At 58.5% G+C, this 16,351-nt stretch carries 15 protein-coding genes; 7 read left to right on the forward strand and 8 right to left on the reverse strand.

Features of this window, described 5'->3' with window-relative positions; all coding sequences use genetic code 11:
- Nucleotides 1-219: 219 nt before the first annotated feature.
- Nucleotides 220-1,086 carry a transcriptional regulator HexR gene (gene hexR / locus ACA064_RS31055; protein ID WP_497671496.1) on the reverse strand — a complete coding sequence of 289 codons (867 nt, stop codon included), beginning with the start codon at nucleotides 1,084-1,086 and terminating at the stop codon, nucleotides 220-222.
- A 94-nt stretch (nucleotides 1,087-1,180) separates the two neighbouring features.
- Nucleotides 1,181-1,450 (reverse strand): hypothetical protein, encoded by a 270-nt coding sequence (locus ACA064_RS31060; protein WP_497671497.1) that lies wholly within the window; start codon nucleotides 1,448-1,450, stop codon nucleotides 1,181-1,183.
- 53 nt (nucleotides 1,451-1,503) lie between these two features.
- On the opposite strand from ACA064_RS31060, the gene ACA064_RS31065 reads away from it, so the two are divergent.
- Nucleotides 1,504-1,818: a hypothetical protein gene (locus ACA064_RS31065; protein WP_497671498.1), complete on the forward strand. Its 315-nt coding sequence runs from the start codon at nucleotides 1,504-1,506 to the stop codon at nucleotides 1,816-1,818.
- A gap of 74 nt (nucleotides 1,819-1,892) precedes the next feature.
- Here the strand turns inward: ACA064_RS31065 and ACA064_RS31070 are convergent, their stop codons facing one another.
- On the reverse strand, nucleotides 1,893-4,760 hold the full coding sequence (locus ACA064_RS31070; RefSeq protein ID WP_497671499.1) for a putative bifunctional diguanylate cyclase/phosphodiesterase: 2,868 nt from the start codon (nucleotides 4,758-4,760) through the stop codon (nucleotides 1,893-1,895).
- 247 nt (nucleotides 4,761-5,007) lie between these two features.
- Here ACA064_RS31070 and uvrD point away from each other — a divergent pair, with 247 nt between their 5' ends.
- From uvrD to ACA064_RS31085, 3 genes are all read left to right on the forward strand, one after another.
- Nucleotides 5,008-7,191, forward strand: a complete 2,184-nt coding sequence (uvrD, locus tag ACA064_RS31075) for a DNA helicase II (protein ID WP_497671500.1) — start codon at nucleotides 5,008-5,010, stop codon at nucleotides 7,189-7,191.
- Between the two features lie 381 nt (nucleotides 7,192-7,572).
- Nucleotides 7,573-8,448 carry a Tim44 domain-containing protein gene (locus ACA064_RS31080; protein WP_497671501.1) on the forward strand — a complete coding sequence of 292 codons (876 nt, stop codon included), beginning with the start codon at nucleotides 7,573-7,575 and terminating at the stop codon, nucleotides 8,446-8,448.
- A gap of 139 nt (nucleotides 8,449-8,587) precedes the next feature.
- On the forward strand, nucleotides 8,588-8,995 hold the full coding sequence (locus ACA064_RS31085) for an SMI1/KNR4 family protein (protein WP_497671502.1): 408 nt from the start codon (nucleotides 8,588-8,590) through the stop codon (nucleotides 8,993-8,995).
- A 39-nt stretch (nucleotides 8,996-9,034) separates the two neighbouring features.
- On the opposite strand, the gene ACA064_RS31090 is transcribed toward ACA064_RS31085, so the two are convergent.
- Nucleotides 9,035-10,798: a cation:proton antiporter gene (locus ACA064_RS31090; RefSeq protein ID WP_497671503.1), complete on the reverse strand. Its 1,764-nt coding sequence runs from the start codon at nucleotides 10,796-10,798 to the stop codon at nucleotides 9,035-9,037.
- 294 nt (nucleotides 10,799-11,092) lie between these two features.
- Here ACA064_RS31090 and ACA064_RS31095 point away from each other — a divergent pair, with 294 nt between their 5' ends.
- A complete protein-coding gene (locus ACA064_RS31095; protein WP_497671504.1) occupies nucleotides 11,093-11,578 on the forward strand; it encodes an acyl-CoA thioesterase in 486 nt (161 codons plus the stop codon).
- A 48-nt stretch (nucleotides 11,579-11,626) separates the two neighbouring features.
- On the opposite strand, the gene pdxY is transcribed toward ACA064_RS31095, so the two are convergent.
- Nucleotides 11,627-12,499, reverse strand: a complete 873-nt coding sequence (gene pdxY, locus ACA064_RS31100) for a pyridoxal kinase PdxY (protein WP_150642141.1) — start codon at nucleotides 12,497-12,499, stop codon at nucleotides 11,627-11,629.
- Nucleotides 12,500-12,615: 116 nt separating this feature from the next.
- Here pdxY and ACA064_RS31105 point away from each other — a divergent pair, with 116 nt between their 5' ends.
- Nucleotides 12,616-13,008, forward strand: a complete 393-nt coding sequence (locus tag ACA064_RS31105; RefSeq protein ID WP_497671505.1) for a DUF3301 domain-containing protein — start codon at nucleotides 12,616-12,618, stop codon at nucleotides 13,006-13,008.
- A gap of 13 nt (nucleotides 13,009-13,021) precedes the next feature.
- On the opposite strand, the gene ACA064_RS31110 is transcribed toward ACA064_RS31105, so the two are convergent.
- Nucleotides 13,022-13,993, reverse strand: coding sequence for a GTP-binding protein (locus ACA064_RS31110; RefSeq protein WP_497671506.1), 972 nt, complete (start codon nucleotides 13,991-13,993; stop codon nucleotides 13,022-13,024).
- 27 nt (nucleotides 13,994-14,020) lie between these two features.
- Here ACA064_RS31110 and ACA064_RS31115 point away from each other — a divergent pair, with 27 nt between their 5' ends.
- On the forward strand, nucleotides 14,021-14,377 hold the full coding sequence (locus ACA064_RS31115) for an NADH:ubiquinone oxidoreductase (RefSeq protein WP_497671507.1): 357 nt from the start codon (nucleotides 14,021-14,023) through the stop codon (nucleotides 14,375-14,377).
- 6 nt (nucleotides 14,378-14,383) lie between these two features.
- Here ACA064_RS31115 and ACA064_RS31120 read toward each other — a convergent pair whose 3' ends face one another.
- Nucleotides 14,384-15,100 carry a DUF1826 domain-containing protein gene (locus ACA064_RS31120; RefSeq protein ID WP_497671508.1) on the reverse strand — a complete coding sequence of 239 codons (717 nt, stop codon included), beginning with the start codon at nucleotides 15,098-15,100 and terminating at the stop codon, nucleotides 14,384-14,386.
- Nucleotides 15,100-16,308, reverse strand: a complete 1,209-nt coding sequence (zigA, locus tag ACA064_RS31125) for a zinc metallochaperone GTPase ZigA (RefSeq protein ID WP_497671509.1) — start codon at nucleotides 16,306-16,308, stop codon at nucleotides 15,100-15,102. The genes ACA064_RS31120 and zigA overlap by 1 nt, the downstream gene beginning before the upstream one ends.
- Nucleotides 16,309-16,351 lie beyond the last annotated feature (43 nt).

Raw genomic sequence — 16,351 nt, forward strand, 5'->3', positions numbered from 1 at the left:
TTACGGGAGTTACACGATGGACGTCGGGGATGACGGTTTGGCGGCGCAGGGGTTACAGGGATGTGAATGTTGCCGTGTGGCGAGAGTTTTGAGGGGTCTGCGGGATGGCTAAAAGATCGCAGCCTGCGGCAGCTCCTACGGGATTTGCATACACGCGCAATGGTATGTATGTAAGAGGTTGGCGTAGGAGCTGCCGAAGGCTGCGATCTTTTGCTCTTATCAATCGTCCAGCGCTTTGACCGACTTGGGTGACAAACGCAAGCTACGCAGGCTGCGTTTGACGCTCTTGAGGTGATTGACCAGGCTCGGACCACGGGCCATGGCCACGCCCATGGCCAACACGTCGATCACCACCAGGTGGGCGATTCGCGAGGTCAGCGGCGTGTAGATTTCGGTGTCTTCATGCACGTCAATCGCCAGGTTGACGGTCGACAACTCAGCCAATGGTGTCTGGCTCGGGCACAGAGTGATCAGCGTCGCGCCACTTTCGCGGACCAGATTGGCGGTGATCAGCAGGTCCTTGGAGCGCCCGGACTGGGAAATACAAATCGCCACGTCGGTAGGCTTGAGCGTGACCGCCGACATCGCCTGCATGTGCGGGTCGGAATAGGCCGCCGCAGTCAGCAGCAAGCGAAAGAATTTGTGCTGGGCATCCGCCGCCACCGCGCCAGACGCACCAAAGCCGTAGAACTCGACGCGCTGGGCCTGGGACATGGCGGTGACTGCGCGCTGCAAGGCCACCGGATCGAGATTCTCGCGCACTTCCATCAACGTGTGCAGGGTGGTGTCGAAGATTTTCAGGCTGTAGTCGGCCACCGAATCGTCTTCATGGATCGCAAACTGTCCAAAGCTCGCGCCGGCCGCCAGGCTTTGCGCCAGCTTGAGCTTCAAGTCCTGAAAACCCGAACAACCGATGGCGCGGCAGAAGCGCACGATGGTCGGTTCGCTGATACCCACATTGTGGGCAAGATCGGCCATGGAACTATGCATCACAGCCGCAGGATCAAGCAGCACATGATCGGCAACCTTGAGCTCCGACTTGCGTAACAAATGGCGTGACTGGGCGATGTGCTGCAACAGATTCAAAGGGCTGGACTCGTTGTTATTGGCAGATGCCAGGGATGTAGCGCGCTTGTAGTTATACTACATGAATCGGCTTTTTGCCCGCCAAATACGTAACTCAATGCCAGCGTTTGGCCCAAGGATTGGGCCGTGCACACGCAATGTAGCCATTTTCGCACGTTGACCCCAGCAAAGCCCCGGCCTCACTTTCAAGACCTTTGAAGCTCGTTAGTCCTTTATCGCTGCCAGAAACAGCAATCATCAGCACATCAGCCTTAAAAAACGCCAACACCCTATAAACAAATAATAAAACATTCAACTTACTCCCGACATGGCGAACAAACTTACAAACTGAATAGATATACCGCCCCACAAAAAAATATTTCACGCTAATAATGATCGTGCAGGAAGCATTCAATTTTAAATAAGGAATTATCAACTATGAGCATTAAAAACAGTGATTGGGTCGCGCAAATCAACCGTATGCCAGGGGACCTCTTCTTCCGGGTCTACGGAACCGTGACAGTGGCGCACCCCGGGATTATACCGACATTGGTGGTGAGCCGAATGCAGGACAAGTCTTTCGACCTGAGACTTGACCTGGAACTTAAAGATTCTGGCGATATTACAATACAAGTTTTGACGGAAAAAGCTGTCACCTATAAGAACCCAGGCAACTCAAATGTCAGCGGCGTCAGTATTTTCCTCGAAGGAAAATTATTGCATCACATTCAAGAAGTATTGATTACCCACTAAGACAAAAAACACCCGTAATGCTTTCCTGCCAGCCATCATATTACCTGGCAGGAATTTTCCTGGGTGTCGACAACTTACTCTGGGCACTCGCCCCTTAACAAGCTTGCAAGCTTGACCGCCTCCACCGGACGGCTGATCAGATACCCCTGCACTTCATCACAGCCCTCAGCCTTGAGAAATTCCAGCTGCTCCTGACGCTCGACCCCTTCAGCCACCACCTTGAGCGACAACCCATGAGCCATGGCGATGACCGCCCGAGTGATCGCCGCATCCGCGCTACCTTCGGCCAGGCCACGGATAAAGGTTTGATCAATTTTTACGTAGTCCACCGGAATGCGCTTGAGGTAACTCAACGACGAATACCCGGTGCCGAAGTCGTCGATGGCCAGTTTTACTCCCAGATTACGCAGTTGCTGGAAGGTCGCGATGATGTGCTCGACGCTGTCCAGCAGCTGGCTCTCGGTCAGCTCCAGTTCGAGGTAGTGCGGCTCGAGCCCGGTTTCCTCCAGCACCTGGCGGACCAGACTGACCAGTTTGCCCTGACGCAATTGATGCACCGACAGATTGACCGATACCCGGATCGGTTCCAGCCCCTGGCGTTGCCATTCGCAGGCTTGCCAGCAGGCCTGGCGCAGCACGAACTCGCCGATCGGTCCGATCAGACCGGTTTCCTCGGCCAGGCCGATAAAGTCGCCTGGCGGCACCCGGCCCATGGTCGGATGATCCCAGCGCACCAGGGCCTCGGCGGCATTCAAACGGCCGGTGGCCAGACAGAGTTTGGGTTGGTAGAACACTTTCAACTGCCGCTCTTCGATGGCCTTGCGCAGCTGGTTTTCCAGCTGCAGGCGCTCCAGGGTGCTGGCTTGCAGGCTCTCGGTATAGAACTGGAAGTTGTTGCCGCCCAGGTGTTTGGCATGTTGCATGGCGATATTCGCCTGGCTGAGCAATGCCGAAATTTCCCGCGCGTTGTCCGGCAACATGCTGATGCCCATCGATGCACTGACTACCAACTCATACCCATCCACCGTCAATGGCAAACGCAGCTTGGTTGCCAGTCGGGTTGCTACCCGCGCCAGGCTGGACAGGTTGCCGTAGGTGTCGAACAGCACCGCAAACTCATCGCCGGATAAACGCGCGATGGTGTCGGCCTCCGGTAGCGCATTGACCAGCCGGCGCGACATTTTCTGCAACAGTTGGTCAGCGACTTCATGCCCGAGGCTGTCATTGAGCAACTTGAAGCGGTCCAGATTGATGTGCAGCAACGCCAGGCTACGGCTGCCCTGGCGCACCCGTTGATGGGCCTCGTGCAGCCGTTCGCGGAACAGTGAGCGATTGGCCAGCCCGGTGAGTTCATCGTAATGGGTCAGGTAACGCATGCGCTCTTCGGATTCGCGTCTGGCCGATAGATCGGCGAAGAAACCGACAATATGGCTCACATGCCCCCGCACATCGCGCACCGCGTTGAGTTGTAGCCATTGCGGATAAAGCTCGCCGTTCTTGCGCGCCTCGACCAGCTCACCCTGCCAACTGCCGTGCTGCTCCAGTGCCTGGTGGATCACCGAATAATGTCGACGTGCATCCCGGCTGCACGGTAAGTCGACGACGTTGCGCCCGAGCATGTCGTCGATCTGGTAACCGGTCACCCGACTGAATGCCTGATTGACTGCGATCAATTCGTAATTCGGATTGAAAATAACAATGCCTTCACTGGCTGCCTCGAACACCGTGGCCGCCAGCCGACGCTGCTCTTCCAACTCCTTGCTGCTGCTGATGTCACGCCGAGTGCCGACCATACGGATCACCCGACCGCTCTCGCTACGCTCCACGGCCCGCCCACGGTCCTCGATCCACACCCAGTGGCCATCGCAATGGCGCACTCGGTACTCGATCTGGTAATCCTCGGTACGACCTTTCAGGTGCTCGACCAGGGCGCGCTTGAGCGCCAGCAGGTCCTGCGGATGCAACCGCGGCTTGAGATGGCTGAGCATCGCCGTTACGTCTTCAGGCTCCAGGCCGAACAGCTCCTTGAGTTGCGTGTGATGGACCTCGTCGGTTTGCAGATTCCAGTCCCACAACCCCAGCTCACTGGCCTTTAACGCCATGCCCAGACGCGCTTCGCTTTTGCTCAAGGCCTGGTTCGCCACGTCCAGCTCCCGGCTGCGCTGCGCCACGCGGCTTTCCAGCCCAACCTGAGCTTCACGCAATTGCTCTTCGGCACTGCGCCGTTGCTCGATTTCCCGGGCGAGTTCCTGGTTGAGCTGTTCGCTGCGTCTTTGGGCCTGCTGCAAATGCTCGATCAACGCCTGGTTCTGGAAGCGCCTGAGCAAACCGCGTTGAATCAATCGATTGACCTGCCAGGCAACAACGCTCAAGGAACCCAGCAGAATCAGTCCCAGCCAGCCCCAGCCTTGCTGCTGTTCGTCGCCGCCCCAGAACAAATAGCCGATCGCCGGTAACAGACAGGGCAACGTAAAGGACAGGAATGCCGGCAGACTGACGGCATAGGCGACACTGGCCGACAGCGTCGCCGCACCGATCAGGCCGAAGACCCAGGCCTGTTGCAGGAAACTGTCGGTCGGTACCAGGGCAATGCCGGCGCCGGCCAGGGTCAAGCCACTCACCGCCGAGCCAAGCAAGAACATTCGCTGCCAGATCGGCTGCGCCTGGCGATCCGGTATCGCCGAATCGAACGCAGCGACTTGGATCACGCGCATTGCGACCAGTGTCAGCAGCCAGACCAGCCAAATACTGACCAGGAAAGAGCGCTGCGGGCTCCAGAGCAACCAGGCGCAGACCAGACCATTGAGTAACATGAATAACGTGGGCAGTAGCGAGCCCTGGTAAAGCAGTCGCGTGCGTTCGACCGCCATTTCCATTGCGTAATGTTTGCGTATAACCCGTGGCTCCACAGAGGGGCCCGTCAGGCTAGTGCTGAATGTCATAGGCAGTATTCTTATAATGGTGAGCCCGAAACGTCGACCGAGCATACACAAGCAACTGCCCGGACCAAACTGTTCCAGATCATTAAACCGACAAAAGAAATAGCCCCTCGAACCTGCGCCAGACTGCTCGAGCGAGCCCCGTCAATGCCTGCAGCGAATGACTGACCGGTCGTCCCCGGCGCTTCTTTTTATCGGTTAAACCAAAGCTCGGTTTGCCCGGTGCGGTCCGGCACCCTAGAATGTTCCGATGCGCGATGATCTCTCCTTTCTGCTGAACTCCCTCAACGATGCCCAACGCCAGGCCGTAGCTGCCTCCGTGGGTCGTCAGTTGGTCCTGGCCGGTGCTGGTTCCGGTAAAACCCGTGTGCTGGTGCACCGCATCGCCTGGTTGATCCAGGTCGAGCAAGCCTCGTCACACTCGATTCTGTCGGTGACCTTCACCAACAAGGCCGCTGCCGAGATGCGTCATCGCATCGAGCAGTTGCTGGGCATCAGCCCGGCCGGCATGTGGGTTGGCACCTTCCACGGCCTGGCGCACCGCTTGTTGCGGGCGCACTGGCAGGAAGCGGGGCTCAGCCAGACCTTCCAGATCCTCGACAGCGACGACCAGCAACGGCTGGTCAAGCGAGTGATCCGCGAGCTGGGTCTGGACGAGCAACGCTGGCCGGCCCGTCAGGCGCAGTGGTTTATCAATGGGCAGAAAGACGAAGGTCTGCGACCGCAACACATTCAAGCCAGCGGCGATCTGTTCCTGGCCACCATGCGCAGCATCTATGAGGCCTACGAGGCCGCTTGCCAGCGCGCCGGGGTGATCGACTTCTCCGAGTTGCTGTTGCGCGCCCTCGATCTGTGGCGCGATCACCCGGGCTTGCTGGCGCACTATCAAAAACGCTTCCGTCATGTGCTGGTGGACGAGTTCCAGGACACCAACGCCGTGCAGTACGCCTGGTTGCGGCTGCTGGCCAAGGGCGGCGACAGCCTGATGGTGGTCGGCGATGACGACCAGTCGATCTACGGCTGGCGTGGCGCGAAAATCGAAAACATCCATCAATATTCCGAAGACTTCCCGGACGCCGAAACCATTCGTCTGGAACAGAACTACCGCTCCACCGCCGGTATCCTCAAGGCCGCCAACGCCTTGATCGCCAACAATACCGGGCGCCTGGGCAAAGAGCTGTGGACCGATGGCGGTGAAGGCGAAGCGATCAACCTGTACGCCGCCTTCAACGAACACGATGAAGCGCGCTACGTGGTGGAAACCATCGAAAGCGCCCTGAAAACCGGTATGGCTCGCAGCGATATCGCCATTTTGTATCGCTCCAACGCCCAATCCCGGGTGCTGGAAGAAGCCTTGCTGCGCGAACGCATCCCATATCGGATCTACGGCGGGCAGCGCTTCTTCGAACGGGCCGAAATCAAGAACGCCATGGCCTACCTGCGTTTACTCGAAGGTCGCGGCAACGATGCAGCGCTGGAGCGGGTGATCAACGTCCCTGCCCGGGGCATTGGCGAGAAAACCGTCGAAGCGATCCGTGAGCACGCGCGCCACAGCGATGTATCAATGTGGGAAGCGATGCGCCTGCTGGTGGCCAATAAAGGCCTGACCGGTCGCGCAGCCGGTGCCCTGGGGGCGTTTGTCGAGCTGATCGAGAACCTCGCGGCGAAAACCGTGGACATGCCATTGCACCTGATGACCCAGACGGTCATCGAGCAGTCCGGGCTGATTGCCTATCACGAGGCGGAAAAAGGCGAGAAAGGCCAGGCTCGGGTAGAAAACCTTGAGGAGTTGGTCAGCGCCGCGCGCAACTTCGAAAACGCCGAAGAAGACGCCGACCTGTCGCCGCTGGCGGCTTTCCTCGGCCATGCGTCGCTGGAAGCCGGCGATACCCAAGCCGACGAACACGAAGACAGTATTCAGCTGATGACGCTGCACAGCGCCAAAGGCCTGGAATTCCCTTACGTGTTCCTGGTAGGCATGGAAGAAGGTCTGTTCCCGCACAAGATGAGCCTGGAAGAACCCGGTCGCCTGGAAGAGGAACGCCGCCTGGCCTACGTTGGCATCACCCGGGCCATGCAAAACCTGGTGATGACCTATGCCGAGACCCGACGCCTGTACGGCAGCGAAACCTACAACAAGGTTTCCCGCTTCGTACGTGAGGTACCGAAAGGGCTGATTCAGGAAGTGCGACTGTCCAATAGCGTCAGCCGACCGTTCGGCGGCGGCCAGAAGCAAAGTTCGAGCAGCATGTTCAGCGGCACCGAGATCCCGGAAACCGCGTTCAGCCTTGGCCAGCAGGTGCGGCACTCGGTATTCGGCGACGGGGTGATCCTCAACTTCGAAGGCGCTGGCGCTCAGGCACGGGTCCAGGTGAACTTCAGTGAAGGCAGCAAGTGGCTGATGATGGGTTATGCCAAGCTGGAAGCCGTCTAAAGACTGCCTGAAGACTTATGTGTGCGGGCTTGCTCCGGGCGGCGTTGAACGATGACGCGGTGTTTCTGATAAACCGCGCGGCTGCCATCCGCGAGCAAGCCCGCGCCCATAGGTTGACCTGATAAAAAAGGTGCGGCACATGGACTCCCGTGCTGATATTGGTCAGCCTGGCCTTGATTTTGTACGCCACGGACCAATATCAATCACATTCCTACAGAACTTATCCAACCGGCCTACGGCCCAAACATTACCGGCCTTACGCCACCAACTGCGCTTCTTCACAGATGGCCAAGCAAAAGCCCGAAACACTCTGCCGCTAGCCAGTAACACTTCAGCTGTGCAACATGGCGCGCGTGCCATCCACAAATGGGAATTCCCTTTATGAAACGTTTTCTTAGCATCGCCATGGCGTTGTGCATCGGCCTGACGATGAGCCTCGACGCCAACGCCAAGCGCTTTGGTGGCGGCAAAAGCGCCGGCGCTGCGCCGACGCACCAGACTAGCCAAATGGCTCCTTCTTCTGCCGCGGGCGGTGCTGCCGCCACTGCGGGTGCGGCCGGTGCCGCAGGCGCTGCCGCCAAGGCTGGCGGTGCTTCGCGCTGGCTCGGCCCTCTGGCCGGCATCGCTGCCGGTGGCCTGCTGGCCTCCATGTTCATGGGCGGCGGGTTCCAGGGCATGCAGATCTTCGACATCCTGATCATGGCGGTCATCGCCTTCCTGATCTTCCGTTTCATCGCCGCTCGTCGCCGCAAGCAGCAAGCGCACATGGCTCCAGCTGGCCACGCACCAATGCAGCGTGAAGTGTTCGAGCAGAAACCGGCTCCAGGGTCGATCTTCGGTGGTTCGGCAGCACCTGCCGCAGCCGCTCGTCCGGTGATCAACGCACCGGCCTGGTTCAACGAAGAGCGCTTCATTGAAGCGGCACGCAGCCACTTCCAGTCCCTGCAGCAGCACTGGGACGCCAACGAAATGGACAAGATTGCCGAATTCGTCACGCCACAACTGCTGGAGTTCCTGAAAAAGGAACGTGCCGAACTGGGCGAAGGCTTCCAGTCCACTTACATTGATAATCTCAATGTACAGCTGGACGGCGTGGATGATCGCTCCGACAAGACTGTCGCCACCCTGACGTTCAGTGGTATGTCGAAAACCTCGCGCTTCGACCAGGGCGAAGTCTTCAACGAAAGCTGGAACATGGAACGCCCACAAGGCGAAAACCAGCCATGGCTGGTTGCAGGTATCCGCCAGAACGGCTGATCCCAAGCTCTGCGTTGAGTATGTTGAAACAAAAACCCCAGCCTCGGCTGGGGTTTTCTATTTCACGGTTGCACTTATACCGAGCTACTGTATAAACCGCCCCATACAAACCGCGCCATAGAGCAAGAGGATTGAGGTCGTGGAAGAAGTCATTGAAGAACTGCGTGAAAAAAATGAACCTGTGCCGGTCCCGTTGGAACTGCCAGATGACGATTTACTGGTGGAGATCGAAGAACAGCTGTTCATCGACATTCCCTTTGTCTTCAAGGAATTCCTGCTGACCGTCAGCGATGTCGTCTACGGCAGCCTGGAGCCGGTCACCGTTACGGACCCCCAGTCCCATACCTACCTGCCCGAGGTGGCCGCTAACGCCTGGGACGCTGGGGTTCCCCGGGAGTTGATCCCGATCTGCCAGGACGGTGACGATTACTACTGCGTCGAAGAAGACGGCACCGTAGTGTTGTGGTCGGCCGAAGAAGAGCTGGTCACCGAAGAAACCTGGGAATCGGTGTGGCACTGGGCGCGAGACGTCTGGCTGGAAAGCTGATATCGCGAGCCCGCTTCCAGCGTCGAGCTGGAGCGGGCTTCAATGCTCGCCTGAGTCCTTGTGGTTATCCAGGGTTTCCAGCAGAGCGACCTGCATCCGCGTATGCACTCGAATAAACCAGCGCCATAGCAGCGCCGCGACCGCCGCCGCAACAACGACAATCACTATCAACAGCTCGTTGGTCGGCAGAATGCTCGACGACAATGCCGCCAGCAGCAAGAAAATCACCAGCAACGATAGAATCGGTATCACCTCGGCAATCACTCGCCGCACGCGTTGGGTATGACGCCCGGCCATTTCCGCTTTCACCCCCATCTCTGCCAACAGCATCGACAAAGCCTTGAGCTTGCGATACGCGGCGATTAAGAACGGCAACGACAGCAGCAGCGCGCCACCCCAGATCAATGCTTTCTGCCAACCAGGGTCACTTACCCAGCCTTGCAGATAACCGCCAAGGTGCACGGCGAAAAAACCGCAGGACAAAAAGATCGCCATCACCAGCGCGAGATTGACCCCCACCTGTAGCAGGATCCGCCGAATCATTTTCGCCAGCAGCGCACCCTGCCCATGGGGCTGGATGCTGCGCAGCCATTCTCCATACATCCCCAATACACGAGCCAGACTGTGTGGCATCACCGCCGCAAGCTTCAGCGACAACGGGTCGGCCGCGCGAATCAGGTAGGGGGTCAGCAAAGTCGTTAACACCGACACGGCCACGGCCACTGGATAGAGGAAGTTACTGGTGACCTGCAAGGTCATGCCCAGAGCCGCGATAATGAAAGAAAACTCCCCAATTTGTGAAAGGCCCATGCCGACCCGCAATGAGGTACGTCCATCATTGCCGGCGATAAAGGCACCCAGCCCGCAGGACAATATTTTGCCCAGCACCACCGCGACCGTGATCACCGCGATCGGCCAGGCGTATTGCAGCAGGATCTGCGGGTCGAGCATCAAGCCGATGGCGACGAAGAAAATCGCGCTGAACAAATCGCGAACCGGCTCGATCAGCCGCTCTATTTTCAGCAGCTGCCGGGATTCGGCCATGATCGCGCCGATCAGGAATGCCCCCAGCACCATGCTGTATTCCAGTTTGACGACCAGCAGGCAGAAGCCGAAACACAGGCCCAGCACAGTGATCAGCAGCATCTCGTCGCTTTCGAATTTCGCCACATAGGCCAGCAGCCGCGGTACCAGCAGAATGCCGATTACCAGGGCGACAATCATGAACAACGAGAGCTTGCCGACCGTGGAAAACACTTCACCGGAACTGACCGTACCGCTGACCGCGATGCTCGACAGCAGCGCTATGATGCCGATACCGAGAATGTCTTCGACGATCAACACGCCGAAGATCAGCTGCGCAAAGCGCTGGTTCTTCATCTTCAGATCGTTGAGCGCCTTGACGATGATGGTGGTCGAGGAGATGGCCAGAATCGCGCCGAGGAACAGCGAGTCCATGGTGTTCCAGTCGAACCAGCGACCGATTTCATAGCCGATCCAGATCATCAGCACGATTTCGAGAAAGGCCGCGATAAAGGCCGTGGCGCCGACCTTGAACAACTTGCGCAGACTGAACTCCAGGCCCAGGGAGAACATCAGGAAGATCACCCCCAGCTCCGCCAGAGTCTTGATGGTCTGCTCATCGTGGATAAACCCGAACGGTGGAGTGTGCGGGCCGATGATGAAACCGGCGACAATGTAACCGAGCACTACCGGTTGTTTGAGCCGATGAAAAAGAATGGTCACCACACCCGCGACCAGCATGATCACTGCCAGATCCTGAATAAAACTGATGGCATGCATGGTGGGGCTCCTTGGGGTGCGAGCTGAAGCTGTCGCTCAATCACCCGAGCGACTGCAAAGGGCTGAGTGAGCGAAATACAATTCTCTTATCCCGGTAGGAAATGCCTTTGATCCGGGCTTTTGAAGGGTAACACCGCGACTTCCAGCAGTAAGGCGGTGCAATATATGGAAACAGATCGATCCGAACGTGACGGTCGCCACAAGCGCAGCGTCCCGTTAAGGATGGTTTCGAAAAAGTCATCAAGCGCCCGCAGAGGTGCCTCCCGCAATCCTGCCTAGAATCGTGAGTGTGCTATGGAACCCGGAAACGCCCAGCTGTCTATGACGGTACTGATGACCCCCGACATGGCCAACTTCTCTGGCAATGTCCACGGCGGTACCCTGCTCAAATACCTCGACGAAGTCGCCTATGCCTGCGCCAGCCGCTTTGCGGGGCGCTATGTGGTCACCCTGTCGGTGGATCAGGTGATCTTCCGTGAGCCGATCCATGTCGGCGAACTGGTGACCTTCCTCGCGTCGGTCAACTACACCGGCAACACCTCGATGGAGGTGGGGATCAAAGTAGTGACGGAAAATATTCGCGAGCGCTCGGTGCGCCACACCAATAGCTGCTTTTTCACCATGGTCGCGGTCGATGACCAGCGCAAACCTGCGGTCGTGCCGCAACTGCAACCGGTAACCAGCGAAGACCATCGCCGGTTCATCCAGGCAAAGCAGCGTCGGCAGATCCGCCAGGAGCTGGAAAAGCGCTATCAGGACATCAAGGCGGATGCGCCTTAAGAAATGCGGCGTTGCTGATATCGCCAAGATCGCAGCCTGCGGCAGCTCCTACAGGCTAATCGCCATCGCCTCGAACCGCACTCGCGGATGGGCAATCCGGTCCTGGGCGCGTACCAGTTCCAGCTCGTAGCTGGCACACGCCTGGGTTTCCAGCAGCACTTCGTGCACCGCCGCGGCGGCAAACTCGAAGGCTGCCAGCAGGCTGTCGCCCAACAGCACCCGAGCCAGGAACAGGCCGGACGTCAGGTCGCCGACGCCCACCGGTTGGCGCGGAAAGGCCAGCAGCGGCCGACGCAGATGCCAACTACCCTCGGCGGTCACCAGCAACATCTCGAAGCAGTCCGCCAGCTTGCCGGGATAATCCAGATGCTTGACCAGCACCGCCTTCGGGCCACGGGCCAACAACGCTCGCGCCATGGCCAGGCAATCGAACAACGACTTCGGTTTGCGCCCGGAGAAGCTGTCCAGTTCCAGTTGATTCGGGCACATGAAGTCAGCCATCGCCGCGGCTTCTTCCAGCAGGAAGTCACTGACCTCGGCCGGCACGCTACAGCCTTTTTCCGAATGCCCCATCACCGGATCACACAGGTACAAGGCCTTGGGATTGATCGCCTTGATCCGTGCTACCCCCGTGAGGATCGCCCGTCCCTGAGCCGCGCTGCCCAGATAGCCGGACAGTACTGCATCGCAGTTACCCAGTTCGCCAATCGCCGCGATACCTTCCACCAGCGCCGGAATCTGCTGCGGTGCCAATACCTCTCCCGTCCACTGACCATATTGAGTATGGTTGGAGAACTGAACGGTATTGAGCGGCCAGACATTTACCCCGACGCGCTGCATTGGAAACACCGCGGCGCTGTTGCCGGCATGGCCGAAGACCACATGGGACTGGATGGCGAGCAGATGGGGTGTACGTTTCATGCGAGATTTCCGTAAACCGATTGAAATTCGAGCCGCGCAGTATGCGACTAAACACAGCCTGTACGACAGACCAAAGACGCAGTTAAGCTGACACTACTTTGTTGGAGTGCTCGTACATGCTGACCCTTGGAAATATCTTCGTGCTGATGTTGCTGGCCACCGGCTGCGCCTGGCTGTGGCACAACCACGGCTTGCGAGAACGGGCACTGGAGCGGGTCAAGCAGCATTGCGCCAAGCTCGATATCGAACTGCTGGACGGTAATGTGGCGTTGAAGCGGATTGGCTTCGTCAAGGATGCCAACGGTCGTCGGCGCCTGGCCCGCATCTATAATTTCGAATTCACCGTGACCGGCGAAACGCGCCACAGTGGAACCATCACCCAGTTCGGTGCCCACAGCGCGCAGATCGAGCTGGCGCCCTACCCGTTCGAGGCCAAAGCCCCGACGCCGAGTGCCGAAGTGATCGAATTGAACCAGTGGCGCCAGGAACATAACAAGTGGCGTAGTTGAAGCAAAGGCAAGATCAAGCCTGGGCTACACGGCACGCTGCCAAGGCCTTTTGTAGCCCCTCCGCGCCCTGCGGCTCGTTGAATATCAGCTCGATTCGGGAATCACGTCGCCATTCGCTGGGTTGCCAGTGCAAATCAGAGTTATCCACTGCATTGGCAGAAACCCAGCCGTCCGTGCTGTGGATAACCAGCTTGGCCCTTTGCCAGTCGAGGCGTTCAAGCCATTGCTGTAGCTGCCTTGCCTGGAATTGCTGACTGGGGTGCCAACGCCAACCAATGCTCCAGCCACCTTCCTGTTGCTTGCTCAGGCAAATCGGTAGTGTCGGATCAGTCCATACAGCTGGCATCTGCGCCAGGCCTTTGGGCGCGGTAAAGTTATCCACACCTGCATTTGCTTGAGACTGTACGCCGGGCAACTCTGCCAGCGGCAAAGCTGCCTGCTGCGTCCAGTACACAGGACAATCCGGCAACTTTTCGATGATCCGCTGGCGATCAACATCACTGAGCCGCTCGTCCTTGTTCAGCAATAACAGACCAGCGCTAGCCAACGCCCCCTGCTGCGCCGCAGGCAGAGGTTTTCCGGCCGCCAGTGCCTGGGCATCGAGCACCAGCACACACGGCTGAACCGCCAACACGCCGTGCCACGGCGCATCGCGCAATTGCTTGAGCAACTGTGCCGGATGCCCCAACCCGGAAGGCTCGATAAACAGTCGGTCCGGACGCCCCTTACGCAACAAGCGCCCAAGCCCGACCTGGAACGGCGCGCCATTCACACAACACAAACAACCGCCAGCGACTTCCCCCAGCGCGATACCATCGGCATCCTGAGTCAGCAACGCGGCATCCAGGCCGATCTGACCAAATTCATTGATCAGCACCGCCCAACGCTCATGGGCCGGCCGCTGCGCCAGCAGGTGCTTGATCAGACTGGTCTTGCCGGCGCCGAGCGGCCCGGCAATGACGTGGGTAGGAATGTTCTGCAGCATGTTCTACGGTTTCTAAGGAGGTGAAGGATGCGGGTGATTTACTTGCCACTGCTATTGGCACTCGGCTCAGGCGAGGTACTGGCCCAGGCCTGTGTGGTCCATAGTCAGGCCGATCGGCTCGACGTCAAAGTCTGCCAGCAGAACCGCAACATCCCGGAAAAACTGTTCAACGACGGCTTCTGCCAGCCAAAACTGGCCGGTCAGAAAGTCGAAGTTGCGTTTACCGAGCAATGTCCTGTCGGCGCCTTCGGTGTTTGCAGCAACGCCCAAGTGGCCAATATGCCTTACCGGCAGGATATTCACTATTACGGCGTGGCTTCCGATGCGGCGTACTTGCAGCCGTTCTGTGAAAGCCAGAGCCAGGGCAAATGGCTGAAACCTTGAGCGCACCTAGCTCAGCCAGTCGAGGGTCAGGATCAACCGACGCTCTCCCGGGGCCGGTTGCGGCGAGCGGTGGATCAGGCCGAAGCCTTCGTTACCGTGCCATTTCTCACCCTTGAGCAGGGCCACTTCACCGCAGGCGATTTGCTGAATCTGTGAGTTGTCCTGGGGCTCGGCACTGGCCTTGCCCAGTTGCCGGCGATCCATCGCCCCTTCCCGCAGCCATTGGCTGCCGATGCCGGCGTAGGTGGTGATCAGGCGCACCGGCACATGATCGACATGGAAACGCGGGCACATGGCCTTGTCCAGCACCCGCAGACGCAAACCGACGCACCTGGCACCCAGCAGGCAGGCGAAGGCGCTGACCAGCCAGGAAACGTCGGCGATGAAGCCTTCGTAGCCCTCAAGATCACTGAAACCCGAAGCCAGGCCGCGCAGATTGGGCTGCGCATCATCAGTATCCAGTTCCAGTGACAGTGATTCTGCCAAGGGCTCGCCGAGAGACAGCAGCAAGGCGCCGAATTCGGCGATGTGAAGCGGTAACTGGCGCTTCCAGATCGCCAGGTTTATGCCGTCTTCAAGGATATGCGTGAAGACCTCGGGGGTTTCACCGTGAATTTGACGGGGTATCTGCCGCTGGAGCTGTACCGGAAGCAGGATTGTCTTCGCGGGCAAGTCGGATCGCCGCACCGCCGCTCCCACAGGGTTCTGTAGCGGACGTAACATCAAGCCGCCTCCTCGTCATGCCAAGGGCCGAAAGGGTCGATCATCAGTCGCCAGCCTTCCACGCCCAAGGCCATTTCGTCATCGGTCAGCAGACAATTGTCGAGCTCTTCGGTAAGCCCGGCGAAGTCGATGTTCTGACCAATGAACACCAGTTCCTGACGACAATCACCGGTGGCCGCGGTCCAGCTTTCCATGATCGCCGAGGTGCTTTCCTGGTCCTGTGGCCACTGTGGTTTCGGCACGAATCGCCACCAGCGTCCGGCAAAACCATGGCGCATCATCCCCCCGGCCTGGGACCAGCTTCCTGCCTCCTGATGCTTGCTGGCCAGCCAGAAAAAGCCCTTGGAGCGCAACAGTTTGCCATTCACCCAAGGGCGGTCGATGAAGCGGTAAAAACGCTGGGGATGAAAGGGTCGCCGCGCTCGATAGGCCGTCGAGGCAATGCCGTATTCCTCGGTTTCCGGCACATGCTCACCGCGTAGTTCCTGCAGCCAGCCCGGTGCCTGAGCGGCACGCTCGAAGTCGAAACGCCCGGTATTCAGGATCTTCTTCAACGGCACTTCACCCATCACCATGGGAATGATTTCAGCCTGGGAATTGAGCCGTTCGAGGATAGCGATCAACTCCTGGCGTTCGCTGCTACTGATCAAATCGATCTTGCTGATCAGGATCACGTCGGCGAATTCGATCTGCTCGATCAGCAGATCGGTGATCGAACGCTCGTCCTCTTCGCCCAGGGTTTCACCGCGGGAAGCGAGGCTCTCGGCGGCCTGGTAGTCGAGCAGGAAGTTCATGCCGTCGACCACCGTGACCATAGTGTCGAGCCGGGCAATGTCGGCCAGGCTCTGGCCTTCTTCATCACGAAAGGTGAAGGTTTCCGCCACCGGCAACGGCTCGGAAATGCCGGTGGACTCGATCAACAGGTAATCGAAACGACCGTCCCTGGCGAGCTTGCTGACTTCCTCCAGCAAGTCTTCGCGCAGGGTGCAGCAAATGCAGCCGTTGCTCATTTCAACGAGTTTTTCTTCGGCGCGATTGAGCGTGACATCGCGCTGAACCTCACTGCCGTCGATGTTGATTTCGCTCATATCGTTGACGATCACCGCCACTCGAAGGTTCTCGCGATTGCGCAGAACGTAGTTCAGTAGTGTGCTTTTACCGGCGCCGAGAAATCCGGACAACACGGTAACGGGAAGGCGATTGGGCATCAGGTATTCCTCATCAGATGTGGCTGGTCAAAACGTCCGTTGA

Source organism: Pseudomonas sp. LBUM1658 (genome assembly GCF_059716055.1).